The sequence below is a fragment of the Leifsonia williamsii genome (assembly GCF_030433685.1).
GTDB classification, from domain to species: Bacteria; Actinomycetota; Actinomycetes; order Actinomycetales; family Microbacteriaceae; genus Leifsonia; species Leifsonia williamsii.
Map to the genome: position 1 here is coordinate 358679 of NZ_JAROCF010000001.1, position 23900 is coordinate 382578.

General features: G+C 69.9%; 29 protein-coding genes. 14 read left to right on the top strand and 15 right to left on the bottom strand.

Annotated features, from left to right (window positions below; all coding sequences use genetic code 11):
- Together P5G50_RS01540 and P5G50_RS01545 are read left to right on the top strand one after the other, a co-directional pair.
- Window positions 1-1239: an RNA polymerase sigma factor gene (locus P5G50_RS01540; RefSeq protein WP_301209933.1), complete on the top strand. Its 1239-nt coding sequence runs from the start codon at window positions 1-3 to the stop codon at window positions 1237-1239.
- 60 nt (window positions 1240-1299) lie between these two features.
- A complete protein-coding gene (locus P5G50_RS01545; protein WP_301209934.1) occupies window positions 1300-2094 on the top strand; it encodes a GTP pyrophosphokinase in 795 nt (264 codons plus the stop codon).
- 35 nt (window positions 2095-2129) lie between these two features.
- Here the strand turns inward: P5G50_RS01545 and P5G50_RS01550 are convergent, their stop codons facing one another.
- Window positions 2130-2903 carry an SDR family oxidoreductase gene (locus P5G50_RS01550; protein WP_301209935.1) on the bottom strand — a complete coding sequence of 258 codons (774 nt, stop codon included), beginning with the start codon at window positions 2901-2903 and terminating at the stop codon, window positions 2130-2132.
- Complete coding sequence (locus P5G50_RS01555) at window positions 2900-3346, bottom strand: hypothetical protein (RefSeq protein ID WP_301209936.1); 447 nt, start codon at window positions 3344-3346, stop codon at window positions 2900-2902. The genes P5G50_RS01550 and P5G50_RS01555 overlap by 4 nt, the downstream gene beginning before the upstream one ends.
- Before the next feature lie 95 nt (window positions 3347-3441).
- On the opposite strand from P5G50_RS01555, the gene sigJ reads away from it, so the two are divergent.
- Together sigJ and P5G50_RS01565 are read left to right on the top strand one after the other, a co-directional pair.
- Window positions 3442-4347, top strand: a complete 906-nt coding sequence (sigJ, locus tag P5G50_RS01560) for an RNA polymerase sigma factor SigJ (RefSeq protein WP_301209937.1) — start codon at window positions 3442-3444, stop codon at window positions 4345-4347.
- Between the two features lie 49 nt (window positions 4348-4396).
- A complete protein-coding gene (locus P5G50_RS01565; protein ID WP_301209938.1) occupies window positions 4397-5833 on the top strand; it encodes an MFS transporter in 1437 nt (478 codons plus the stop codon).
- A gap of 226 nt (window positions 5834-6059) precedes the next feature.
- On the opposite strand, the gene P5G50_RS01570 is transcribed toward P5G50_RS01565, so the two are convergent.
- Window positions 6060-6914 carry a MarR family winged helix-turn-helix transcriptional regulator gene (locus tag P5G50_RS01570; protein ID WP_301209939.1) on the bottom strand — a complete coding sequence of 285 codons (855 nt, stop codon included), beginning with the start codon at window positions 6912-6914 and terminating at the stop codon, window positions 6060-6062.
- Between the two features lie 54 nt (window positions 6915-6968).
- Here P5G50_RS01570 and P5G50_RS01575 point away from each other — a divergent pair, with 54 nt between their 5' ends.
- On the top strand, window positions 6969-7988 hold the full coding sequence (locus P5G50_RS01575; RefSeq protein WP_301209940.1) for a hypothetical protein: 1020 nt from the start codon (window positions 6969-6971) through the stop codon (window positions 7986-7988).
- A gap of 9 nt (window positions 7989-7997) precedes the next feature.
- Window positions 7998-8564 (top strand): isopentenyl-diphosphate Delta-isomerase, encoded by a 567-nt coding sequence (idi, locus tag P5G50_RS01580; protein WP_301209941.1) that lies wholly within the window; start codon window positions 7998-8000, stop codon window positions 8562-8564.
- 69 nt (window positions 8565-8633) lie between these two features.
- Here the strand turns inward: idi and P5G50_RS01585 are convergent, their stop codons facing one another.
- Genes P5G50_RS01585 through dcd form a run of 3 tightly spaced genes read right to left on the bottom strand, consistent with a single transcriptional unit; the run spans window position 8634 to window position 10559 of the window.
- The gene (locus tag P5G50_RS01585; protein WP_301209942.1) at window positions 8634-9386 is read right to left on the bottom strand and encodes a glycoside hydrolase family 16 protein; all 753 of its coding nucleotides are present in this window, start codon (window positions 9384-9386) and stop codon (window positions 8634-8636) included.
- A 14-nt stretch (window positions 9387-9400) separates the two neighbouring features.
- On the bottom strand, window positions 9401-9919 hold the full coding sequence (locus tag P5G50_RS01590) for a hypothetical protein (RefSeq protein WP_301209943.1): 519 nt from the start codon (window positions 9917-9919) through the stop codon (window positions 9401-9403).
- A gap of 34 nt (window positions 9920-9953) precedes the next feature.
- The gene (gene dcd, locus P5G50_RS01595; protein ID WP_301209944.1) at window positions 9954-10559 is read right to left on the bottom strand and encodes a dCTP deaminase; all 606 of its coding nucleotides are present in this window, start codon (window positions 10557-10559) and stop codon (window positions 9954-9956) included.
- Window positions 10560-10679: 120 nt separating this feature from the next.
- Here dcd and P5G50_RS01600 point away from each other — a divergent pair, with 120 nt between their 5' ends.
- Both P5G50_RS01600 and P5G50_RS01605 read left to right on the top strand, forming a co-directional pair.
- Entirely contained in the window at window positions 10680-11219 is a 540-nt protein-coding gene (locus P5G50_RS01600; protein WP_301209945.1) for a hypothetical protein, read from the top strand.
- A 2-nt stretch (window positions 11220-11221) separates the two neighbouring features.
- On the top strand, window positions 11222-11809 hold the full coding sequence (locus P5G50_RS01605) for a TetR/AcrR family transcriptional regulator (protein WP_301209946.1): 588 nt from the start codon (window positions 11222-11224) through the stop codon (window positions 11807-11809).
- A 14-nt stretch (window positions 11810-11823) separates the two neighbouring features.
- Here P5G50_RS01605 and P5G50_RS01610 read toward each other — a convergent pair whose 3' ends face one another.
- The 6 genes from P5G50_RS01610 to P5G50_RS01635 form a co-directional block, all read right to left on the bottom strand.
- On the bottom strand, window positions 11824-12225 hold the full coding sequence (locus tag P5G50_RS01610) for a DUF2255 family protein (RefSeq protein WP_301209947.1): 402 nt from the start codon (window positions 12223-12225) through the stop codon (window positions 11824-11826).
- Between the two features lie 303 nt (window positions 12226-12528).
- Window positions 12529-13692 (bottom strand): tyrosine-type recombinase/integrase, encoded by a 1164-nt coding sequence (locus P5G50_RS01615; RefSeq protein ID WP_301209948.1) that lies wholly within the window; start codon window positions 13690-13692, stop codon window positions 12529-12531.
- Between the two features lie 17 nt (window positions 13693-13709).
- Window positions 13710-14114, bottom strand: a complete 405-nt coding sequence (locus P5G50_RS01620) for a hypothetical protein (protein WP_301209949.1) — start codon at window positions 14112-14114, stop codon at window positions 13710-13712.
- Window positions 14115-14624: 510 nt separating this feature from the next.
- Window positions 14625-15374, bottom strand: coding sequence for an ABC transporter permease (locus P5G50_RS01625; RefSeq protein WP_301209950.1), 750 nt, complete (start codon window positions 15372-15374; stop codon window positions 14625-14627).
- Window positions 15375-15421: 47 nt separating this feature from the next.
- On the bottom strand, window positions 15422-16093 hold the full coding sequence (locus P5G50_RS01630; protein WP_301209951.1) for a DedA family protein: 672 nt from the start codon (window positions 16091-16093) through the stop codon (window positions 15422-15424).
- 62 nt (window positions 16094-16155) lie between these two features.
- On the bottom strand, window positions 16156-16827 hold the full coding sequence (locus P5G50_RS01635; protein WP_301209952.1) for a phosphatase PAP2 family protein: 672 nt from the start codon (window positions 16825-16827) through the stop codon (window positions 16156-16158).
- 119 nt (window positions 16828-16946) lie between these two features.
- Between P5G50_RS01635 and P5G50_RS01640 the strand changes: the two genes are divergently transcribed.
- The 3 genes from P5G50_RS01640 (at window position 16947) to P5G50_RS01650 (ending at window position 19417) form a co-directional block, all read left to right on the top strand.
- Window positions 16947-17612, top strand: coding sequence for a response regulator transcription factor (locus tag P5G50_RS01640; RefSeq protein WP_301209953.1), 666 nt, complete (start codon window positions 16947-16949; stop codon window positions 17610-17612).
- On the top strand, window positions 17609-18586 hold the full coding sequence (locus tag P5G50_RS01645; RefSeq protein ID WP_301209954.1) for a sensor histidine kinase: 978 nt from the start codon (window positions 17609-17611) through the stop codon (window positions 18584-18586). The genes P5G50_RS01640 and P5G50_RS01645 overlap by 4 nt, the downstream gene beginning before the upstream one ends.
- Before the next feature lie 114 nt (window positions 18587-18700).
- Window positions 18701-19417, top strand: coding sequence for a DUF4396 domain-containing protein (locus P5G50_RS01650; protein ID WP_301209955.1), 717 nt, complete (start codon window positions 18701-18703; stop codon window positions 19415-19417).
- Between the two features lie 36 nt (window positions 19418-19453).
- Here the strand turns inward: P5G50_RS01650 and P5G50_RS01655 are convergent, their stop codons facing one another.
- Window positions 19454-21106: an FAD-dependent oxidoreductase gene (locus P5G50_RS01655; protein WP_301209956.1), complete on the bottom strand. Its 1653-nt coding sequence runs from the start codon at window positions 21104-21106 to the stop codon at window positions 19454-19456.
- A 110-nt stretch (window positions 21107-21216) separates the two neighbouring features.
- Between P5G50_RS01655 and P5G50_RS18665 the strand changes: the two genes are divergently transcribed.
- The 3 genes from P5G50_RS18665 (at window position 21217) to P5G50_RS01670 (ending at window position 22130) form a co-directional block, all read left to right on the top strand.
- On the top strand, window positions 21217-21399 hold the full coding sequence (locus tag P5G50_RS18665; protein ID WP_301209957.1) for a hypothetical protein: 183 nt from the start codon (window positions 21217-21219) through the stop codon (window positions 21397-21399).
- A 103-nt stretch (window positions 21400-21502) separates the two neighbouring features.
- Window positions 21503-21775: a metal-sensitive transcriptional regulator gene (locus tag P5G50_RS01665; RefSeq protein ID WP_301209958.1), complete on the top strand. Its 273-nt coding sequence runs from the start codon at window positions 21503-21505 to the stop codon at window positions 21773-21775.
- Window positions 21776-21779: 4 nt separating this feature from the next.
- Window positions 21780-22130 (top strand): DsrE family protein, encoded by a 351-nt coding sequence (locus P5G50_RS01670; protein WP_301209959.1) that lies wholly within the window; start codon window positions 21780-21782, stop codon window positions 22128-22130.
- An 81-nt stretch (window positions 22131-22211) separates the two neighbouring features.
- Here the strand turns inward: P5G50_RS01670 and lgt are convergent, their stop codons facing one another.
- A complete protein-coding gene (gene lgt, locus P5G50_RS01675; protein WP_301209960.1) occupies window positions 22212-23120 on the bottom strand; it encodes a prolipoprotein diacylglyceryl transferase in 909 nt (302 codons plus the stop codon).
- Window positions 23121-23296: 176 nt separating this feature from the next.
- The gene (locus P5G50_RS01680; protein WP_301209961.1) at window positions 23297-23893 is read right to left on the bottom strand and encodes a uracil-DNA glycosylase family protein; all 597 of its coding nucleotides are present in this window, start codon (window positions 23891-23893) and stop codon (window positions 23297-23299) included.
- Window positions 23894-23900: the final 7 nt, after the last annotated feature.

Genomic DNA, 23900 nt, shown 5'->3' on the forward strand with positions numbered 1-23900 from the left:
ATGTCCGACGTCGCCGCGCGGGTGGAGGCGGTGTGGCGCATCGAGAGCGCCCGCATCGTCGCCACCCTCGCGCGCGTCACCGGCGACGTGGGCCTCGCCGAGGATCTGGCGCAGGAGGCGCTCGTGGAGGCGCTGGGCCAGTGGCCGCGCGACGGCGTCCCGGCGAATCCGGGCGCCTGGCTCACCGCGGTCGCGAAGCGCCGCGCGATCGACCACTGGCGCCGCCGCGACCGGCTCGACGAGCGGTACCGGGCGCTGGCCCACGACCTCGACGACACGACCGAGGACGACTGGGAGCCGATCCCCGACGACGTGCTGCGCCTCGTGTTCACGGCGTGCCACCCCGTGCTCTCGAGGGAGGCGCAGATCGCCCTCACGCTGCGGGTCGTCGCGGGCATGACCACGCAGGAGATCGCCCGCCTGTACTTCGTGCCGGTCGCGACCGTGCAGCAGCGGATCGTCCGGGCGAAGAAGACGATCACGGAGGCGCGGGTGCCCTTCGAGACACCCGACCCGGCCGAGTGGACCGCCCGGCTCGGCGCGGTGCTGAGCGTCGTCTACCTGATCTTCACCGAGGGCTACGCCGCCACCTCCGGCGACCGCTGGGTGCGAGCCGAGCTGGCGGAGGAGGCGCTCCGCCTCGGCAGGATGGTCGCGGCGCTGCTGCCGCGTGAGCCGGAGGCGCACGGGCTCGTGGCGCTGATGGAGCTGCAGGCGTCGCGCTTCGCCGCGCGCACCTCCCCCGACGGCACGCCGGTCCTGCTCGCGGACCAGGACCGCACCCGCTGGGACCGCGCCCAGATCGCGCGCGGCAGGGCGGCGCTCGCCCGGGCCGACGCGCTGGGCCGCGGGCGCGGGCCGTATGCGCTGCAGGCAGCGATCGCCGAATGCCACGCGATCGCCCCGAGCGTCGAGGCCACGGACTGGGCGCGCATCGTTCTGCTGTACGAGATCCTCGGCAGGGTGGCGCCGGGGCCGATCGTGGAGCTCAACCGCGCGGCCGCCGTCTCGATGGCGACCGGGCCGGCGTCCGCCCTCCTCATCGTCGACCGCCTGGCTGCGGAGGGCGCGCTGCGCGGCTCGCACCTCCTCCCGAGCGTGCGCGGGGAGCTGCTGGCCCAGCTCGGGCGGCACGAGGAGGCGGCTGCCGAGCTGACCGCGGCCGCGGGGCTCGCCGGGAACGAGCGGGAGCGGGAGGTGCTGCTGCGGAAGGCGGGGGAGGTGCGGGGGCGTGGGTGAGTGTCACGATTCGACGACGATTCACACCGCCTCCACAACCGCCGTCGCTACCGTGAGACCATGCCGCAGGACCTCGACGCCGACGCCGCCCCCGCACCCCAGGGACCGTTCACCGGGCCCGCGCCGCTCGCCGGCGAGCACGGCGGGCCGCTGCTCTCGTCGCGGGCGATCGAGGCGTTGCAGAGCATCGACCCCGACACGCTGAGCGAGGTGCAGGCGTTCCGGGCCGATTTCGCGCGGTTCATCATGCCGTACAAGTTCGGCATCGACGAGATCTCGACGAAGGTGTCCATCCTGCGCGAGGAGTTCGCCGAGCTGCACGACTACAACCCGATCGAGCACATCTCCAGCCGGCTCAAGTCGGCGGAGAGCATCGAGCAGAAGGTGGTCCGCAAGAACTGCGAGCCGTCGTTCGAGGCCATCCGCGACGCGATCACGGACATCGCCGGCGTGCGGATCGTATGCTCCTTCGTCTCCGACGTCTACCGCGTCTTCGAGCTGCTCACCGCGCAGGAGGACGTGCGGGTCCTGCGGGTGAAGGACTACATCGCCCACCCGAAGCCGAACGGCTACAAGAGCCTCCACGTGATCGTCGAGGTTCCCGTGTTCCTCAGCGGCGGCCCGGTCGACGTGCCGGTCGAGATCCAGCTGCGCACGGTCGCCATGGACTTCTGGGCGAGCCTCGAGCACAAGATCTACTACAAGTACGACGGGGAGGTGCCGGGCGCCCTCCTGCGCGACCTCACCGCCGCCGCGAGCACCGCCGGACAGCTCGACGTGACGATGGAGGGGCTGCACCGTCAGGTGCGCGGCGACACCGGCGGGGTGCAGTACACGCTGCCTCAGCGCGTGTAACCGCACCCCGCCTCCACCTCCACCCCGCGTCGGGGCTACTCGGCACTCGGCACCCGCTCCACCTCCGTGAGCCAGGCGTCGAACGTCTGCGTGCCGAGGCGCGCGGCCGGGCCGGCGAGGAGAGTGCCGTCGCGCAGCGCACGGCCCCAGCGCCCCGGCAGCGGTACGGCGAGCACCCGTCCGCCGTCGCCGATCGCGGCGAGGTAGCGGCGCACGAGCGTCGGCATGTCCTCGACACGCGGGCCGGCGATGTCGCCCGCGCGGCCGCGGGGCTCACCCACCGCGATCCCGGCGAGCGCCGCTCCGACCTCCGCGGCGGCGACCGGCTGCGAGGTCATGGCGGGCACGATCCGCAGCCGGCCCGGCTTGCCCCGGCCGGCCAGCTGCGCGGCGAACTCATGGAACTGGGTGGCGCGGAGGATGCTCCAGCCGGTGCCCGACTCCTCCACGAGCTGCTCCTGGAGGGCCTTGCCGGCGTAATAGGCGGCGGGAGCCTCCGCCGCGCCGATGATCGAGAGCGCGACGTGATGCGGGACGCCGGCGGAGCGCTCCGCTGTCAGCAAGGTCTGCGTGACACTGCGGAAGAAGCGCTTCGAGACCGAGCCGCTGAGCGTCTCCACGGACGCGACGTCCACCACGGCGGCGCAGCCGGCGAGCGTCTTCGCGACGGCGTCGACGGCCGCGGGGCCTCCGGTCAGGTCGACGCCGCGCGAGCGGCTGAGCACGACCGGCTCGTGGCCGGCCTGCTGCAGGGCGGTGACGACGTGGCGGCCGACGACGCCCGTCCCTCCGGCGACGGCGACCCTCATCGGAGCACCTCCGCTGCGGTCGGGCGGCCTTTTGTGACGGTGTGCTTGCGGACGGGCAGCAGCAGGGCCAGGCCGAGGAGGGCGCTCAACCCGAGCGAGACGAGCGCGCCGGCGATGTCTCCGGCCGACCCCTCGGGGTGGGAGGCGTGATAGCCGAAGTGCAGCACGCCGAACACCGCCCAGGCCAGCCCGACGACCCTCCCCGGCTGGGCGGAGCGGGAGAGCGCCGCGGCGAGGCTGGCGGCGCCGAGGCCGAGGTAGAGGGCGCCGACGTCGCGGATGAGGTGCTCGTTGAAGGGGCCGTCGACGTCGATCCAGTGCAGGCCGAATCCGGGGAAGGAGCGGTAGAAGGCGTCCGGCGCCGCGAAGGCCCAGCCGCCCACGTACGCCCCGAGGGCGACGCCGAGCGCGAGCAGCGCCCGGCGGAGAGGTGTGTTGTCCATACCCCTGTTGACGAAGTGGAATGCAGGAATGTGAGGTGGAAAGTCACACCGGGGCTTGCTGATCCGTCTTAATGGTCGAGACGGAAGGGGACGGCATGGTTCAGGAGGATGCGGTGACGGTCGACGAGGCGGTGATCGCCGAGCGGCGGCACCTGCTCGCGCTCGCGTACCGGATGCTGGGCACGGTGTCCGAGGCCGAGGACGCCGTGCAGGAGACATATGCGCGCTGGTACCGCCTCACGGCCGCCGAGCGCGATGCGATCCAGTCGCCCGCCGCCTGGCTCACCAGGGTCGCGAGCCGGGTGTGCCTCGACGTGCTCGGCTCGGCGCGGGCGCGGCGCGAGCGGTACGTCGGGCCGTGGCTCCCGGAGCCCGTGCCGTCCGATGCGTTCGCGGGGGCGTCTGCACCCGCCGACCCGCTCGACCGGGTGACGCTGGACGACTCGGTGAGCATGGCCCTCCTCCTCGTGCTCGAATCGATGACCCCGGCCGAGCGCGTCGCCTTCGTGCTGCACGACGTGTTCGGGATGCCCTTCGACGAGATCGCGGAGACCGTCGGCCGCTCCCCCGCCGCCTGTCGCCAGCTGGCGACCTCCGCGCGGCGACGGGTCCGGGAGGGGCGCGAGCAGCCGGTGGCGCGTGCCGAGCACGACCGGGTGGTGCGCGCCTTCGCGGCGGCGACGGACGGTGGTGACCTCGCCCAGCTCGTCGCGGTTCTCGATCCGGAGGTGGTGCTGACCTCCGACGGCGGCGGCATCGTGAGCGCGGCGCGGCGGCCCGTGCACGGCGCGGACAACGTGGCCCGGTTCATCCTCGGGCTCGTCGAGAAGTTCCCGGAGGCGAGGCTCGAGCCGCGCGAGACCGCCGACGGTCTCGGCTTCGTCGAGGTGCAGGGCGACCGCATCACGGGCGTCATCACGCTGAGCGTCCGCGACGGCGTGGTGTCGGGCATCCGGGCGGTGCGCAACCCCGAGAAGCTCACGCTCTGGGGCCCGGCGTGAGCGTCGCGTCGTTCACCCTCCGTTCCCCGCCCGGCCCTACGCTGTCCCCATGACGACCGACCATCCGGGAGGCCGTGGTGCGGGCGACGACGCCCTGGTGACCACCGCGACCCCGCTCTTCGCCGACAGCGCGGCCGACCGCCGCATCCCCCGCCGGTGGGTGGTGTCGTGGGCGGCGTGGGACTGGGGAGGCGCGGCCTTCAACGCGGTCATCACGACCTTCGTCTTCACGGTGTACCTGACGAGCAGCCTGTTCGTGGACCCTCCGGTCGTCGCCGCTCGGGATGCCGAGACGTCGGGCTCGGGACCGGCGCACACCGCGTACGAGGCGGCGGTCGCCACGCTCTCCAGCGGACTGGCGTGGGGCGTTGGACTGGCGGGTGCCGTGGTCGCGATCCTCGCGCCGGTACTGGGGAGGCGCACCGACGGCTCCGGGAGGCGCAAGCTCTGGCTCGGCATCAACACCGGGGCCGTCGTGGTCGCGACCGCGCTGATGTTCTTCGTCGTCGGCTCGCCGGCGTACTTCCTGCTCGGCGTGGCGCTGGTCGCGATCGGCACGGTGTTCTACGAGATCGCCACGGTCAACTACAACGCGATGCTGGTGCAGGTGTCGACGCCGCGGACGGTCGGCCGGGTCAGCGGCATCGGCTGGGGCGCGGGCTATCTCGGGGGCATCGTGCTCCTCCTGATCGTCTACTTCGGGATGGTGACCGGCAACGACGACGGCACCGGCGGGCTGCTGCACGTCCCGGAGGACGGCGGGCTGAACATCCGCATCATCGCGCTGATCGCGGCACTGTGGACGCTGGTCTTCTCACTGCCTGTGCTGTTCGTCGTGCCCGAGATGACACCGAACGCGCGGACCAGGCGGGTCGGATTCTTCGAGTCGTACGCGGTGCTCGTCAGGGACATCGGGAGGCTGTGGAAGGAGAGCAGGAACACCGTCCTGTTCCTGATCGCGTCCGCGCTGTTCCGTGACGGGCTGGTCGGCGTGTTCACGTTCGGCGGCATCCTGGCGCAGGGCACGTTCGGCTTCACCAGCGGCCAAGTGATCGTGTTCGCGATCGCGGCGAACGTGGTCGCCGGTGTCAGCACCCTCCTCTCCGGGAGGCTGGACGACCGCTTCGGACCGAAGGCGGTGATCGTCACGTCGCTGATCGGCCTGATCATCGCGGGCACGGCGGTCTTCTTCACGCACGACCTGGGCGCGACGGCGTTCTGGGTGGGTGGGCTGGTGCTGTGCCTGTTCGTGGGGCCGGCGCAGTCGGCGAGCCGGACCTTCCTGGCACGCGTCACACCGGCCGGACGTGAGGGCGAGGTGTTCGGGCTGTACGCGACGACCGGGCGGGCGGTGTCGTTCCTGGCGCCGACGCTGTTCGCGGTGTTCGTCGCGATCGGCGGGGCGCAGTTCTGGGGGATCCTGGCGATCGTGCTGGTGCTCGCGGTGGGGCTGGCGTTGCTGGTGCCGGTGAAGGCGGTGCGGTAGGCCCGGTTGGGTGCGTTGGGCGCTGAGCGCGGGGGTCGGGGTTGGGCGGCCGGGCGCGCATCGGGGTCGGTGGTTGGTAATGCAGGAGACTTCGCCCGACACGCCGGTGAAGTGCGGGTAAGTCCGGAGATTCTGGCCGGGAGAGGCCGAATCTCCTCCCTTTCCGACGGGGTGCCGGTCGGCCGGTGGGCGGGGCGGATGGCGAAGCCGGGTCAGAGAGGGACGGTCAGGCGCGCGGCCAGGACTGGGCGAAGCGCGCGAAGAGGGTGGCGAAGGTCTGCGCCTCCTCGGGGGTGAAGTCGGCGAGGGCCGCCTCGACGGCGGTCCGGCGGTGCGAGCGGACCTCCGAGAGCTGGGCGCGCCCGGCGGTGGTGAGCTCGAGCAGCGCCCGCCGCGCGTCGGAGGGATCGGGCACGCGGCGGACGTGGCCGCGCTCAACGCCCTCCTGCACCAGCCGGCTCGCGCGCGGCTGATCGACGCCGATCGCGGCCGCCAGGGTGCTGACCGAGAGCGGACGTCCGGCGCTGTCGGCGGCCTCGAGCGCCTCCAGCATACGGAAGCGTGCCATGCGGCCGAAGGCGGCGTCGCGTCCGCGGGCTGCGCCGCGCGAGCGGTCGGCCTCTCGCCGGCGCGGGTCGTCGCCGAAGGCGCCCTGCGGGAGGTTCGGTTCGCCGGGTGCGCCCCTGCCGGCGCTGGCGTTGCCCGTGGACGCGGCATCGGATACGTCGTGCGCGCCTGTGGCGTGCGGGTCGCCGGAGGAGTTTGCGCCGCCCGAGGCGTGCGGGTCGCCGGCGGCGTGCGCGTCGCCCGAAGCGTGCGCGTCGCCGGGGCCGTGGCCGGCATGGGGGCCCGGCCAGCCTCCTCGTCCCGGCCAAGCGCCGCGGGGGCCGTGGCCGGGGGCGCCCTCCCACGGACCATGCTGGCCGGCGCCGTGGGCGCCCGGGCCGTACGGGCCCGCGCCGTGCGGACCCCACGGGCCGCGGCGGCGGGGGTCGCGGCGCAGCGCGGCGAGCGCGGCCTCGATCATCGCGATGACGTCCGCCGAGGGCGAACCCTGCTGGTCTTGACCATGCTCCGACATGTATGTAACTATACATTCAGTTGTATCAGTACATGCAAACAGAAAGGTCGAACGATGACGAACATCGACGATTCGAACACCCCCGGCGCCTCCGGGCCCGACATGCCGCCCGGATACTGGTTCGGCGAGATCCAGAGCCGCCTGCGCGAGCGGATGCGCGACGCGCTCGCCGAGCAGGACCTCCGCCGTGGCAGCTGGCGCATCCTCCACCTCCTCGCCGACGGTCCCGCCACCGCGCAGGAGCTGGCCGACCGATTGCCACGCGGGCGCCGGCACGGTCGCGCCGAGTCCGCCTCAGAAGGCCGCCCCGGCTGGTACGGACGCCCGGAGTGGCGCGGCGGACGCCCGCATCCCGGGTTCCGCCGCCAGGACCCCGACTTCCGCGAGACAGGCCCGCGCGGAGGCGGTGAGCGTGTGCACGGCGACGCGTGGCACCATGACGATCACCGCCAGGACCCCGACGACCGCCGCCACGAGTACGGCCGGGACCACGAGCGCCAGGACGACCAGCATCCGCAGCACCACGACCACCACGGGCACCACCACGACGAGCACCCGCAGCACCACGACGAGCACCCGCACCACCACGACGAGCGCGGACAGCACGACCACCAGCACGACCGCCACGACGAGCGCGACCACCACGACCACCACCCCGGCACCGAGGCCGCCTTCGAGCGCGGGTTCGAGCGCGGGTTCCTGCGGGGCTTCGGTGCCGACCTGCGCCGTCACTTCGACCCGCGAGCGGGCTTCGGGCGCCCCGGCTTCGGGCCGGCCGGACCCTGGTTCGGCAGAAGGGACTTCCCGGGCCGCCCCTTCGGCCCGCACCCCCACCACCGCCCGCGCCGCATCGAGCGCACGCTCGCGGACTTCACCGAGCGCGGCTGGGTGTGGTTCGACGGCGACCGCGCCACGTTGACCGACGAGGGGCGGGCCGCGCACGACGCCGCCGAGCAGCGGGTGGAGCAGGTCCGCGCCTCCCTCGCCGACGGGATCGACCCCGCGGACTGGGCGACCACCATGCGCACGCTCGAGCGGATGGCCGGGAATCTCGGCTGGGAGCGCCCGGCGTAGGCTGAAAGCATGACTCCCCCGACGAGCCGCTCCGGCCGCGAAGAGGTCGTGCTGCTCGCCGAGGACGGCACCCCGATCGGCACCGCCGACAAGGCCACGGTGCACACCACCCAGACGCCGCTGCACCTCGCCTTCTCGTGCCACCTCTTCGATGGGGAGGGCCGCATCCTCGTGACGCGGCGGGCGCTCGGGAAGGCGACCTGGCCGGGAGTCTGGACGAACTCGTTCTGCGGTCACCCGGCTCCGGGCGAGGCGATCGAGGATGCGGTCGTCCGGCGGGCGCAGGACGAGCTCGGCACGCGGATCGACAACCTGGCGCTCGCGCTCCCCGACTTCCGCTACCGCGCGGTCGACGCCGCCGGCATCGTCGAGTACGAGATCTGCCCCGTCTACACGGCGACCATCGTCGGCGAGGTTGCACCCTCCCCCGCCGAGGTCGCCGAGTGGGAGTGGGTCGACCCGCGCGTGCTGCTGACGGCCGTGGACGCGACACCGTGGGCCTTCAGCCCGTGGCTCACGCTCCAGCTGCCCGCGCTCTACGCCGAGACCGGCGCCGAAGCTTCGGGTCAGCTGTGAGAAGCGCTCATATTCTCCACCTGTGAATGAAGCTGTGGATAACTGCCGTCGCCCATGCCGGCCGGGGCATCAGTTCGCCCACACGCGGTCCACGCTGAGGCGCGGGACGAGGTGGCCGTCCCTCCCGTCGCTCCACTCGGGGAAGTCGAACACCGCCAGCATCAGCTGCAACGGATAGGCGGGCGGCGCGTCGAGAAGGCGCAGCACCCGGCCGTCGACGAGGAAGGCGGCGCGGGAGTCGTCCCAGCGGGCCTCGTACGCGTGCGGCTCGGTGACGTCGATCGGGACCGGGATGCGCGCGAAGTCCTCCGCCAGCCCCGGGTCGCGGAAGCGGTGGAAGCCGATGCCGACGAGCGCCTGGTCGCGCGCGATGTCCCGACCGAACACCTCCATCACGCACAGCTCACCGCTGCGCTCCGGCTGATCCTCGAAGCCGATCAGCCAGAGCGACGCCATCGACCGCGGCGAGAGGTGCAGGGAGGCCCGCAGCCCGGCCCGCGCCTCCCGGGCGCCGCCGCCGACGAGGCAGCCGCGGAACTCCTCCTGCGCCTCCTGCACGGTCAATCCGTCGCGGAACGGCTGCTGGCCGATCGTCGAGCCGACCGGGCCCGAGTAGTTGCCGGTCTGCAGACCCGACACCCGCAGCGGCGTCTCGTGCACGCCCTCCGCCCAGAGACCCTGCTCCGGCGGGATGGTCAGCTCGAGGCGGGAGGAGTGGATGCGGTAGGTCGCGCGCGAGGCGCCTTGCGAACTCCACGCTGGCAGATAGTGCGGGAGCCAGACGCTGCGGTCGAGCTCCGGCTCGTCGAAGTCGTCGAACACGGCATCACCCGCGGTCAGGCCGTCCGGACGGCGTCGATGTGCTGCTCCAGCCACCAGGTGCGGCCGTCGTCGTCGGAGACCCAGCCGTCCCACTCGAAGGACTCGTCCGTGATGCCCGAGAAGTTCCAGCGGATCGGCCGGCCGTCGGTCTGCGTGCCGTCCTGCCGGATGCCGTCGCGGTGATGGGCGTTGGCGACGAGGGTGCAGAAGTCGCCCGCCGCCGCGCCGAACCAGCTCACCCGCCAGCCGCCGAGCGTCGGATCGTAGACGCGGACCGTCGTGCCGCGGGCGGCGCCGGCCTCACCGTCGGCCGGGACCAGCACGTCCTGCACGGCGAGGCCGCCGAGCGTGTAGGCGAAGATCCAGTCGGCCGTCGACTCCCGCCAGGCGCCGGTCGCCTCGTCGAGCAGCCGGGTCTCGGCGCGCCACGACCCCACGAGCTGGCCGAAGAGGTGGAGGCGCTGGCCGCGCTCCGGGCTCGGTCCTGCCGCGATCAGGGCCCTGGCGAAGGCGGCATCGGTCGTCTCGCTCATGTGCGCCCCTCTCGGTGGTGGTCCGGTGCTGGTGTCAGCCGACCGGCCGTCCCGCCTCCGTGCTGGAGACGTCGGTCCGGTGGAAGTTGAGGAAGGAGCGGGAGGCCGTCGGCCCACGCTGCCCCTGGTAGCGGGAGCTGTACTCGCTCGACCCGTAGGGCTTCTCGGCAGCGGAGGAGAGCCGGAAGAAGCACATCTGGCCGATCTTCATGCCCGGCCACAGCTTGATCGGCAGGGTTGCGACGTTGCTCAGCTCGAGCGTCACGTGCCCCGAGAAGCCGGGATCGATGAAGCCGGCCGTGGAGTGTGTGAGCAGCCCCAGCCTCCCGAGCGAGCTCTTGCCCTCGAGCCGTGCGGCGACGTCGTCGGGCAGACTCACCAGCTCGAACGTCGACCCGAGGACGAACTCGCCGGGGTGGAGGATGAAGGGCTGGTCGGCATCCACCTCCACGAACCGCGTCAGCTCGGGCTGATCGACGGCCGGGTCGATGAACGGGTACTTGTGGTTGTCGAACAGCCGGAAGAACCGATCGAGCCGCACATCGATGCTCGACGGCTGGATCATGGCCGGCTCGAACGGCTCCAGCGCGATGCGCCCGGCACCCAGCTCGGCCTTGATGTCACGGTCGGAGAGAAGCACGAGGTCAGCCTATCGGGGAGCGCGTCGCCCGCGCAGGGTCGCACTGGTGCGACGAGTGACGGGCAGGCTCTCCCGTGTAGTTTGTTGATACAGTCGTGCTAACAAACGGAAGGCGGGGTCATGATCCTTGGGGCGATCGTCGCCTGCGAGGTGGGGTTCTGGTTGGCCATCGTCGCCGGCCTCCTCGCCCGGTACCCGGGCCGGCGACCACGGCTCGGCGCCGCCCTCCTCGTCGCCGCTCCCCTGATCGACGTCGTGCTCCTCGCGCTGGTCGCGGCGGACCTGATCGGAGGCGCGACCGCCTCCTGGCACCACGGCCTCGCCGCGCTCTACATCGGCATCTCGGTCGCGTACGGGCACCGCATGATCGCCTGGGCGGACGCGGCCTTCGCGCACCGCTTCCGCGGCGCCGCCCCGCGGGTGAAGCCGACGGGCTGGGCCTACACCGCCGCCTGCTGGAAGGACGTGGCCCGCACACTGCTCGCCTGCCTCGTCGCCGCCGCGATCCTCGGCGCGCTGATCGTCGTCGTCGGCGCTCCCGAGCGCACGGCGGAGCTGCTGGCGTTCTTCCCCGCGCTCGGTGTGATCCTGGGCATCGACACGCTCTGGGCGATCAGCTACACGCTCTGGCCGAAGAAGCCGGCCGCGACGGCGAGCTGACGATGCCCCGCCTGATCGATCACGAGGAGCGCGAACGCGAGATCGCCGACGCCGCGCTGCGGGTGCTGTCCCGCGACGGGCTCACGGCGCTCTCCGTCCGCAACGTCGCCGCGGAGGCCGGGATCGCCACCGCCTCCCTCCGCCGCGCCTTCCCGGACCAGGACGTGCTCCGGCGCTTCTGCCTCGGCCACATCCGGCAGAACGTCACCCGCCGCATCGAGCGGGTCCGCGGAGAGGGCCGGGAGGCGGTGCTCGCGGTGCTGCACGAGCTGCTGCCCCTCGACGACGAGCGCCGCGTCGAGTTGACCGCGCACCTCCAACTGGGCGCGCTCGCACTGAGCGACGAACGGCTGCGGCCGGTGCTGCTCGCGTTCAACACCGCGCTACGCGACCTGTGCGCGGCCCTGATCGCCGAGCTGGCGCGCGCGGGGGAGCTGTCGCCCTCCGTGGATCAGGCGGTGGAGGCGGATGCGCTGCACGCGCTCGTCGATGGCACGGCGTTGCACCTGCTGTGGAGCGACGGAGCGGCCGACCGGGAGCGGGCGCTGAGAGCGCTGGCGGCACGGGTGGAGGCGCTCGGTGCGCGGTAGGGCTGCGTCGCCCCTCAGCGCGGGTCGACCCGCACGGTCGCCGCGCGCGTCTTCGCCGTCACCATCGGCGGGTAGTACGGGCTGGTGCCGTACTTCGCCTCGTAGGCGCGGTCGATGCGGTCGTTGAGCTCGATGGCAGCGGGCTCGGTATCGCCGATCGGGGTGAACGCGACATCCTTCTCCACACCGCCGGCGGTGATGCGGCCGGCGCGCTGCGACCGCGCCGACTGATACCAGCGCGAGTTCGTGCCGTTGTAGGCGCGCACGTAGACGTTGCCATCGACGACGACCGACCATATCCAGGTGAGGGTGCCGAGCGTGGTTCCGTCGGCCCGGAACGGCGCGATGTGGAAGTCGTCGGTGGAGGCGATGGCCCGCAGCACGTCAGGGGTCCAGGTGGTGGCGTGGTCGGTCATGCCTTCGACACTAGGTCGGCACCGCACACGGAGGGATGCCCTGCTGGTACACCCGACCGGTTTGGCCGAACTCCGGCGACCAGGTAGTCTGGGCGACAGCCTCCATCCCAGTGAATCACTGGGATTCCGGGCCGCGCGAGTGTAGTTCAATGGTAGAACCTCAGCTTCTCCTACTCTGGATATCAGAGAGTCCCACTCGACCTATTAAGGCTCGTTGATCGGGGCTTTTCCTACTATTGACGTACTCCTGTGATCTATACGAAACGCCGTGGATCACGCCCAAAGCGGTGAGTAAACGGTGAGCTACGACAGCCCGGCTCCTGAATCGCCGCGCACATTGAAGCGTTCGAGGATCGCCGTCGAGTCGGGTACCTGCACAACTCGCGGCAGATAGGACTGCTCTGTCGTGGCGTACGTCGAGTGGCCGAGTTGGTGCTGCGCGCGCTCCAGGCCGACGGCGTCGCGAAGGGCCGTTGCGACAGTGGACCTGAACTCCTTCGGCACCCGGCCTTCAAAGCGCGTGCCCTTCAATGCGATGTGCCACTGAAGTCGGAAGTTGTCAGGGATTCGCGGCGTGAGCGTTGAGGAGGGGAAGACGAGCTCCGAAAAGGATTCCACGCGTCGACGAAGGAGCATCTTTCCCACGAACGTGGGCAGGAACAGTCGTCGGCCGCCGCCGGTCTTCGTCTTGTTCTGCACGGTCCAGCGACCTTCGCGGTTCTTCGCCATGGTCCGGTGGATGTCGACTGTGAACGGCTGGATCGTGAAGTCGACGTCCTCCCACATCAGCGCGAACACCTCGCCTGGTCGGCACCCCGTGCCAAGGAAGAAGTCCACCGGATCCGCTAGATCGGTGCCGCGGCGCCGACCGGATGCGTCCAAGCCGGCGTCCCAGCGAGCGAGAATCTCCCGCAACTCGGCGACATCTTCGAGGGAGAAGGTGGCGACTTGATGATCCGGCTCCTCTACCGGCGCGACTGATTTCATCGGGTTGGATTCGATCGCGTCATGCCGGACGGCCATGGCGAACATCCCTGTGAGCAGGACGACGGCGATGCTCGCGTTCGAGTAGCCGTTCAGCCGGGCGGTTTGCTTGATGAACCGATCCAACTTCGAGACGGAGGCCTCACGGATCATCCAACCGCCGAGATTCGGCACGACGTACTTGTCCAGGACCGCCTCGTAACGACGCAGTGTTCCGTTCGAGCGGGAGGTGTGGCTGAACTCGTCCCACCAGACGATCGCCAGGTCGGCGAGCCGGGTCTCCGGGTTGAGCTCGCCGTCGCCGAGCGGCTTGATGCGATCCCGCATCGCTTCTCGGAGAAGTGCTTCGGCCTTCTGTTTGGTGCGCCCGATGCGTTCGATCTGTCGTGTGCGACCATCGACGTCGCGATAGCGGGCACGCGCGGCCCAGCGGCCTTGCGTAAGCATGCGCGTGGTGACGGTGCCCCACGTCTCGGAGACCAAAGGAGGACGGGACATGATCAGCGACCCCCGTTCTCGATACGCGAGCCAGTCGGCCCGACTCCGCCGTTGCGGAGCTCGGGTGTCAGCGCGGGAAACGGCGATCCGTCGAGGTCAGCGGAATCCCGCTCGGGACTACGCGTGGCCCCCATGCTACGCGCGCGCTGCTGGGGTCGGCGAGGGTCGTTGAGGCGAACGAATGGAACGCACGCCGCCTCTGCCGTCAGCGCTGCCAATCGTCCGATCGGCGTGAGCGGGTCGGCTGCGATCGCCCATCCATCCATCGCATAGCGGCTGACGGTCTCGACGCACTCCTTCTTCTCTTCCAGGCTCGGGCTGAACGAGCCGACCACACCGATCAGCCCACTCTGCAGTTCCGGACGCATGTTTCTGGTGTCCATGACGATTACCCGCATGATGATCACTCCCCTGTCTCTCGTTCTTGTTTGCCTTCCGGCGGAGAGATCGAGAGCGAGTGGGAGGTGACGCAGTGCCGGGACCGTGGAATACCGGAGGGAGCGAAGCGAGTGAGGATATGCCGCGAAAGCCCGGCACGGAGCACCGGAACGAGCTACGATCGGCCGGCGGAAAGACAAACAACACGGCTGACGCAGCGCCGCCCGCGGGCGGCTCCGCCCACAACAGCACCCGACGACATTGGTCTGCTGGGTCACATCGATGCCCGCGGTCACAGCGGCTGGTGAAGTCGATGGCGCTGCCACCGCAGCACGGTCGTGGTGGCTGTTGGTGACCTGTCCGGGTCCGTCATCGTTGATCGCTGACGCACGTTGTCGTTCCCGCCGGTCTGCCTGGCGCCCTTCGGGCTTATCTCGCGGCAGATCGGCGGGCTCCCGGGGCCTCAGTGGCGCAGCATCAGCTGCGCTGACGGGTCTACGTGCTCAGCCACGGAGGTCCTTCTCTGACGGCGAAGGGCATTACCGAAGCGACGGAGGACGAACTCGCACCGGCGCGAGCCAGGCTGCGACCGTGACCGCTGTGATCGATCCCGCGCACATGATGGCCGCAAGTACCACGACCTGGAACCGGCCGGCCTCCAGCGGTGAGACGCCGCCGAAGATGGCTCCGACGAACGCACCGGGGAGCGTGACGAGACCTGTGGTCTTGGTCTGATCGACCGAGGGGATGAGCGCCGAGTACACCGCGGTGCGCGCCAACTGCTGCGTGGACTGACGGGGTGTGGCTCCGAGCGCGAGCCATCCCTCGACCTCGTCCCAGCGGTCGCCGGCCGCCTCGGTGAAGCGGCGGCCGCTGAGGGTGGCGATGCTCATCGCGTTACCGATGATGATGCCGCCGATCGCGAGCGCGTAGCGGGCGGAGAACGTGAGCGCTCCTGATGCGAACACGATGGTGAGGGTGACCACCACGCCCACAGCCATCGCGGTAACCATCATGAAGGCGTGGTCGCCCGACCAGCCCACCCGGTGCGTCGCGGTGGCTGCGGCCACACCGAACATCACCAGGAGCGCGAGCGCGACCCAAAGCGGGTTGGTGATCACGCCAGCGAGCACGAGGCTGATGATGGCGAGCTGGGCGGCGCCGCGCACGATGGCGAACAGCGGAGCCCACCGGTGAGGGACACGGTAACCAGCGAGCACGGCCGTCGCGATGAGCGCCAGGACGGATACTCCGAACAGGGTAGGGAGCAACTCGCGCAGGATCAGCACTGGCCGAGCCTACATCGGGCGGTCCACGGGTCTCGATGCATCCGTCGCTATGAGATCTTGGACGTGTCGGCGTGCCCGCTCTCTGTGCGGAGGCGGGCGTCGCGGCGCGTCCTGGCGCGGCGACGCAGCGCGCTGATCAGGACGGGAAGCACGGAGACTGCCACGACGACGATCATCAGCACGTCGATGTTGTTCGCGATGAACGGTATCCCGCCGAGCAGGATCCCGAGAAGGACCATGACCGCCACCCAGGCGACGCCGCCGAGCGCATTCCAGATCAGGAACCTTCGGTACGGCATGGCGGCGATCCCGGCCGAGAGCGGCACATAGGTGCGGACGAACGGGACGAAGCGGCCGAGAACCAGCGAGGGTCCGCCGTACTTCGCAAAGAACGCCTCTGCGGCTTCGAGCCGCTCGGTCTTCAGGACGCGGGCATCCGGCTTGAAGAGCCGCCTCCCGAACCGCTTTCCGAGCCAGTAGCCGGCCTGGTCGCCCGCGAAGGCAGCGACCGCGGCCACGACAGCGACCTGCCAGACCTGGATGCCGAGCTGGGGCGCCAGAATAGCGGCAGTGATCAGAAGCGAGTCACCCGGCAGAAAGGGAAAGAGCAACCCCGACTCGATGAAGACGACGACAGCGATGCCGACGAGGACCCATGGACCGAAAGCGTGGAGCCAGGTCGACGCATCGAGGAGGGGAATGGAAGCGCGCGAGATCATTTCGATCCTTTCTGTCGGGTGGCGGCAGGATCGTCGGGGCCGGCCTCAGAACGGAGGCCGCGTCACGACGAGATCGGAACCTGTCGCCGACGATTGACGAACACACGTGCGGCCACCAGGTTCCACAACCCGGCGAACAGGATGGCGCCGGCGACGCCGTTGATAAAGGATCCGGCCACATCCGCGCCATAGTGCACTCCGACGTACAGCCGGGACCACGCGACCAGCAGCACCAAGATGGCACCGACGGCGATCACCACACCGCGCGACCCGGCGCTGCGGCAGACCATCGCCAGCGCAGCGGTGAGCGAGACGGCGAAGACGACATGCCCGCTCGGGAAGCTGAGCGTCGACGGGGCGACGGCTATTTGGTGCGCGAGAGCGGCTGTCGATCGCGGCTCGGCGACGATCGCCTTGACGGCCAGCGTCGTGATCCATCCGAAGCCGGTGACCAGGCACACCGCCACAGCGCTTCGCCAGCCTTTCACGAAGAGGACGACGACGAAGACGACCACGAGGATGCAGCCGACAACGAACACGTGATCCAGCTGGTCCAGGAGCAGGGCCGTGCGATCCAGGAGGGGGGAGTTCACCGCATTCACCGACGCGGCGAGACCGTCGAGCCGGAGCGCCGGGACCAGTTTCGCAGCGAAGCCGAGGAGGAAGGTCGCCGCGAACAGAACGATGGTCCACGCGACCCAATGACGGGGCGTGCGCAGCAGAGCCGGATACATGTGAGCTCCTCTCGAAGGACGTGCCGAGCTAGTCAACCCACTCGCCACTAAGCAATCTCTAAGCCGCCGTCGGGTCGGGGACTTAGAGGCGTCATCGGCTGTGGCGTTAGGTTGAAACCATGGATGACGATCGCCTCCGCCTCCTCCTGGTCGAGGACGATACGCAGCTGGGCCCGCTCATCGAGGACATGCTCGCCGAGACCTACGACGTGCTCCGGGTGAGCGACGGACCATCCGGCCTGGAGCACGGCCTCACCGGTGTCTTCGACGCGATCATCCTCGACCGTCGCCTTCCCGGAATGGGCGGCGCGAACATCGTCCGGACGCTGCGCCAGCGGCGCATCGTGACCCCCATCCTGATGTTGACAGCCCTCGGCGCTCTGAACGATCGCGTCGAGGGGCTCGACGCTGGAGCGAACGACTACCTCGTCAAACCCTTCGAGTTCGACGAACTGCTAGCACGATTGCGCGCCCTGACGCGGACGTTCACCGGTGAAGGCCGCGAGCTGACCATCGGCGAATGGCGGCTGTTCCCGGACAGCCGCTGCATCTACTCCCCCTACGATGGCCGCATTCAACTGACCGAACGCGAAAGCTCGCTGCTGAAGCTCTTCGCCGAGAACCCGTTGCGCATCTTCAGCCGACCCCAGATCCTGAACGCGGTGTTCCAGGCAGACGAACAGCCTGGGACTGTGGACACCTACGTGCACTACCTGCGCCGAAAGACCGACCCCGAAATCATCACCACGGTGCGTGGCGAGGGCTACCGGCTGGGCCAGCCGTGAACGACGCCCGTCAGAGCGATTCACGTGAGGTCCGACGGGCGTCGAGGATCGTCGGACTGCAGCTCACCCTCGCCTCCGGAGCCCTGGCGGTGGCGGTCATCGGCATCGCCTTCTTCGTCATCCTGGACGAGCTCCGCCCCTCGGAGGTCAACGAGCCGCCCAAGCCCGGCGAGCACAAGATCTACATCGACACGACCGAAGCGATGGCGGCTCTGATCGTCGTCGGCGTCCTGGCCGTGATTGTCGCCGGCATGATGAGCCTGATCGTGACACGCAGGGCAGTGCGGCCACTCGGGCGCGCCCTCCAGCTCCAGCGCGACTTCGTGGCGGATGCCAGCCACGAGCTCCGCACACCACTCGCCGTCCTCGACCTGCGGTTGCAGACACTCCAGCGGAGCCTGCCTCCAGACGACCCGTCCGCACCCACGGTCGCCAAGCTCCGCGCTGACGCCCATAACCTCATCGAGGTCGTCAACGACCTGCTGCTCGCTGCGGGGACCAGCCCAGCCGCGGACGCACCACCGTCATCGTTCACGGAGGCTGTCGAACGCGCCGTCGAGGCGCTGCAGGTCCTTGCGGCCGAGGCAGGGGTGGAACTCGTGCTCCAACGGCAGGCGCTCCTGGCGACCCGCGTCCCGGCATCAAGTATCCAGCGCTGCGCGACGGCCCTGATCGACAACGCCCTCGCCCACTCACCGGCCGGTACGAAGGTGACCGTGACGGTGGCTCGCGACGGTCACGACGCGCTCCTTCGTCTCGCCGATCAGGGTACCGGCATCGCCGGCATCGACCCGTCCCGGATCTTCGACCGATTCGCCCGCGCCCAGCCGAACAACCCGCGACACGAGCGCTCCAGCTACGGCATAGGACTTGCCCTGGTGCGCGAGATCGCGACCGGGCACGGTGGCGACGTCCGGGTAGCCTCCACGGGAGTGAGCGGCACGGTGGTCGAGCTGCGCATCCCGACCGCCTGAATCTCAAGGCCGCCCAACCGCCGCAGATCGATAGCAGGAGCGGCTGGTGGCCCTGGGACGGCGGGCGATCTCAATGGGTACAACTCGACTCGACATCCGGGTAAGGAGGAAGGTATGACACCTGCGCTCGGCGACTTCCCCACCTGGCTCAACCTCATCGCCTGGGCCTCACTGTCCCTCGGGATCGCCTGTGCGCTCGGCGTGACCGTCGACGTGATCCGGCGTCCTCAGAAGATGGCCGTCATGAACGTCGTCTGGCCGGTGTCCATGCTCTTCGGAGGCGCGCTCTGGTTGGGGGGCTACCTGCGCTGGGGACGAACACCCGCGGCGAACCCTGGCGACGCGCAGACGCCCATGGCCGTGGCCGTCGGCACCGGCGCCAACCACTGTGGCGCCGGTTGCGCCCTTGGAGACCTCATCGCCGAATGGGTGGCCTTCCTGTTCCCGGCCGTCGCCGTCGCCTTCGGCTGGGGCTGGCTCTTCCAGGACAAGATGTTCGCCGTCTGGATCCTCGACTTCATCCTCGCCTTCGGACTCGGCATCGTCTTCCAGTACTTCGCCATCGCTCCCATGCGCGGGCTCGGGCTCCGCAAGGGTCTGACCGAAGCGCTCAAAGCCGACGCCGCCTCCATCACCTCCTGGCAGGTCGGGATGTACGGCGCGATGGCGCTCGTCCAACTCCTCTTGTTTCCCGCCCTCTTCGGCGGCCGTGCGCCGGTGAACTCCCCCGAATTCTGGTTCGCCATGCAGTGGGCCATGCTGCTCGGATTCGCCACCGCCTACCCCGTCAACTGGCTGCTCATCCGGGCCGGAATCAAGGAGCGCATGTGACGACGAAGGCCGCCGGCTCACCTCACGCACCCGCGATCACACCGCAGCCAATCGGCGGGCCGACTCGGCGGACGCTGCCACCCAGGTGCGGTAGCCGCCGTCGAGGTTGACGACGTCGAAGCCGTGCTGGGCGAGGATGCGGGCAGCGGTGTGCCCGCGCTGCCCCACCTGGCAGTGCACCACGACCGGTCCGGCCGGCAACTCGCTGAGTCGGTCGCGCAGCTCGTCGACCGGGATGTGCAGCGCTCCCGGAATCGCGCCCGCCGCGTACTCTCCCCCGGTGCGGACGTCTACCAGGGTCGCACCGGCCGCGACCGCGGAGTCGAGCTCGTGCCACTGGATCGCCCGGGTGGCGCCGGTGCGGAGGTTGTCGGCCACGTAGCCCAGCTGGTTCACCGGGTCCTTGGCCGAGCCGAACTGCGGCGCGTACGCGAGCTCGAGGCGGGCGAGACCGGATGCGGTGATGCCGCCCGCCATCGCCACCGCGATCACGTCGATCCGCTTGTCCACGCCCTCCCCGCCCACGATCTGCGCGCCGAGGATCCGGTCGGTGGCCGGGTCGACCAGCAGCTTCATCGACATGGGCTGCGCCCCCGGGTAGTACGTCGCGTGCGAGGTCGGGTGGGTGTGGATGACGCGGTGTTCGCGTCCGGCCGACAGCAGCTGTCGCTCGCTCCAGCCGACCTTCGCGGCGACGGTGTCGAAGACCTTCACGATGGCGGTGCCGAGCGCGGGGGTGTTGCGCTCCTCGTGGCCCGCGATCACGTCGGCGACCGAGCGGCCGTGCCGGTTGGCCAGGCCGGCCATCGTGACCAGGGCCGCGTCGCCGGACAGTGCGTCGATCTTCTCGACGCCGTCGCCGACCGCGAAGATGTGCGGGTCGCTGGTGCGGTTCTGCGCGTCGACCGCGATCCCGCCGGTCGGGCCGAGCCGCAGGCCGGCGGTGCGCGCGAGGTCCACGCTCGGCGTCACGCCGGACGCGTCGACGATGAAATCGGGACGCAGCGCACTGCCGTCGGCGAGCACGACGACGCCGCCCTCCACCGCGTCGATCGTGACGGCGGTGCGCACGTCGACGCCGTGGCTGCTCAGTTGGGCCTCCAACGGCGCCACCATCTCGGCGTCCAGCGGGCTGAGGAGGTGCGGGCCGCGCTGGATCAGCGTGACGTGGATGCCGCGGCGCACGAGGTTCTCGACGGCCTCCAGGCCGATGAAGCCGCCGCCGACGACCAGCGCCGACGGGTTGTCGGCCGCCGCCGCGACCAGCGCGCCGATCGCGTCGACGTCCTCCACCGTGCGCAGCGTGTGCGTGGGGATGCCGGGGTGCCCCGCCGCCTCCCGCGCGGACGCGCCGACCGCGAGGATCAGCTCGTCGTAGCCCTCGGTCGACGTCTCGCCGCTCGCGGCGTCGAGCACCGTGACCGTGCGCCGCGCGGCGTCGACGGCCAGCACCTCGTGCCCGGTGCGGACGTCGAGCCGGAACCGGGACGCCAGTGATTGCGGCGTCTGCAGCAGCAGCGACGACCGGTCGCGGATGACCCTGCCGACGTAGTACGGGAGGCCGCAGTTCGCGTAGGAGACGTAGGGGCCGCGCTCGAAGACGACGATCTCGCGCGTCTCATCCAGCCGGCGCAGCCGGGTGGCGGCCGACATGCCTCCGGCGACGCCGCCGACGATGATCGTTCTCATTCTGCGAGCTCCTCCCGAGAGTCGTTTGTTATACCCTCCCGGGTATCGTACTATACGGGGGAGGGTATATTTTGCACCGACCCGAAGCCGCTCATCGAGAGGACGAATCCATGTGTTATCCCGTCACCTGCAAGGTCTGTGGCAAGACGACTTGGAGCGGTTGCGGGCAGCATGTCTCCGACGTGCGCCGCGCTGTGCCCGCAAACCAGTGGTGCAACGGCACCCACACCGACGCCGAGAGGGCGGCCGTCTCCGGCCGCGGGTTCTTGGGACGCCTCTTCGGCCGAGGCTGAGCGCGAAGGAGCGTCCTAGAGCATTCGGTCATCGACTTCGGCCCCCGCCGCCCAAGCCTGAGCAGTCGCTATACCCTGGTGGGTACGCAGAGAGTAGGACACCGTGGCAGAGAACACCACCCCAGCCGACATCAAGCCCGTCCTGAATCGGCTTCGCCGCGCACAGGGCCAGTTGAACGCCGTGATCGCTGCTGTCGAGGGCGGCGGCAAGTGCCGAGACGTGGTCATCCAGCTGGCCGCGGTCTCCAGCGCACTCGACAAGGCCGGCTTTCAGATCATCTCCACCGCCATGCAGAAATGCCTGAACGACCCGGAGGACACCACCGATCCGATGACCGTCGAAGAGCTCGAAAAGCTCTTCATGACGCTCGCCTGAGACCGTGACGGAATCCAGCACTGGCGTCGTCGTCCACCTCGACGAAGGCGAGCCGGCCAAACACGCGTCGGTGCTGAGAAATCTCGGCAACCTGCTCGATACTCTGGGCCCGCAGACTCGGGTCGAGCTCGTCGTCCACGGAGCCGGGATCGACCTCCTCCTCGAGGGCAGCCCGCACAGCGAGGACGTCCGCGGGTTGCAGGATCGCGGCCTGACGGTCGACGCCTGCGGCAACACCCTTAGCAGTGCAAACATCGCCCGGGAGCGGCTCCTGCCCGGCGCAGTGGTCGTGCCAAGTGGAGTCGCCCACCTGGTCATACGCCAGCGCGAGGGCTGGGCGTACGTGCGCCCGTAAAAACCCGCACGAACCGTGCCCCCGGTCCGGTCCGCCGAGAAGCGTGACCGTACCTCCGGGATCTGCTTTTTACGTGCGCAGTCAGCGCTGCGCCTGCGCTTCAGCCCCAGCCGTGACCACGGCGGAGGAGAGCCCCGCGGCGGCGGGCGAGTCCCGGCCGGTGAACGGCGACGGCTCGACACCAGGGTGGCGACGGGATTGCACGATGAAGAGCACAACACCGATCACGACCGCGACGAACGAGGCCCACACATTGGCCGGTATGCCGAGGAACCCGTCGGAGGTCGGGTCAATCCGGATCGCCTCCAGCCAGCTGCGCCCCAACCCGTACCAGATGAGATAAAGCGCGAGAACCTTGCCCCATTGCAGCTGGAAGCGGCGCTCGAGGAACAAGATGAGCGCCACCCCGACCAGGTTCCAGATGATCTCGTAAAGGAACAGCGGGTGGAAGAGCGTGCCCGCCGGCAGCCCCGGCGGGAACTTCGCGTTCGTTGCCTCGATCTGCAGCCCCCACGGCAGGGTGGTGGGCAGTCCGAAGAGTTCGTGGTTGAAATAGTTGCCGAAACGACCGAGCGATTGAGCGATGAGGAGAGCGGGCGCGAGTGCGTCGGCGAACGCCCAGAACCGCAGTCCGGTCCGGCGGCACGCGATCAGGATGCCGAGAGCGCCGCCGAGAAGCGAACCGTAGAGGGCGTTTCCGCCATCCCAGATCGCGAGAACGTTCCACAGATTCGCGCCGGGGAAGAAATAGTCGCCGACGTGAGTGAAGACGTGGTAGAACCGAGCGCCGATGATGCCAAGCGGCACCGCCCAGAGGGCGACATTCAGCACCACCCCTCGCCGCACTCCCCGCCGGTCGAGCCGATGCCCGGTGATGAGCACCGCGGCGACGATACCGGCGAGGATGCACAGTGCGTAGGTGTGGATGGTCACGGGCCCGAGCTGGAACTGAGCCCACTCCGGCGGCGGGCTGGGGATGCTGGTCTTCATCGGCAGACTCCTCTCGGCGGACTCCGCAAGCGCGGCTCTGGAAGCCTAACCGCGACGGTCACCTCTTCCGTTCGATCCATTCCACTGTGTACAAGCCCTCAGTCACAGTCCCAGCTGCGGACCCATGATCCGGTGCCCCTGGCGACCATCCCATTCCGGTCGACGGTGGCACACTGTCAACCGGAGCAGTCGCGGGCACGACGCAGCGCGTTGGCGATACGGATGGGCCGCTCGGCACGGCGCGCGGCGTTGGCCGGCGACGGGTGCGGTGCCGCGAAGACCGGCAGCACCACCGGCCCGTCGTGCAGGGTGAGATAGCGCATGCTGCCGGCGAGCGCCGCAGAGCCGAGGGCGACGATGCCGCGAAGCCGCGGAAGCGCACACAGCAACACATGCAGCGCGTCCCGCGCCTCGTCGATCTCCGCGATCCGGAGCGGCGACAGGCTACCCGTCGAAACCCACGGAACGATGTTCCACCGTAGGATGTCTCCGCGATCCACGCCTGCCGCCATCCGCGCCGCCCGGAATGCACGCGAGCTTGCGGATGCGTTGTCCTCAGAGCTGAAGCCCTTCGAGCCCGCCGCCACTGTGCTGGGCGCAGGGCGCTCCAGCAGGACCAGCACCCGGGCGTTCACCCCACCGTCATCGGGGTCGAACCACGGAACGAATCGTCGGGTGTCTGCTGACCGCCACGATTCCACCAGTCGGTTGAGCGGCGCCACGTGCGGATCCCGCACTCGTTGCGTCTTTGAACTGGTGAGTGCCGTGTCCATGGGTCGA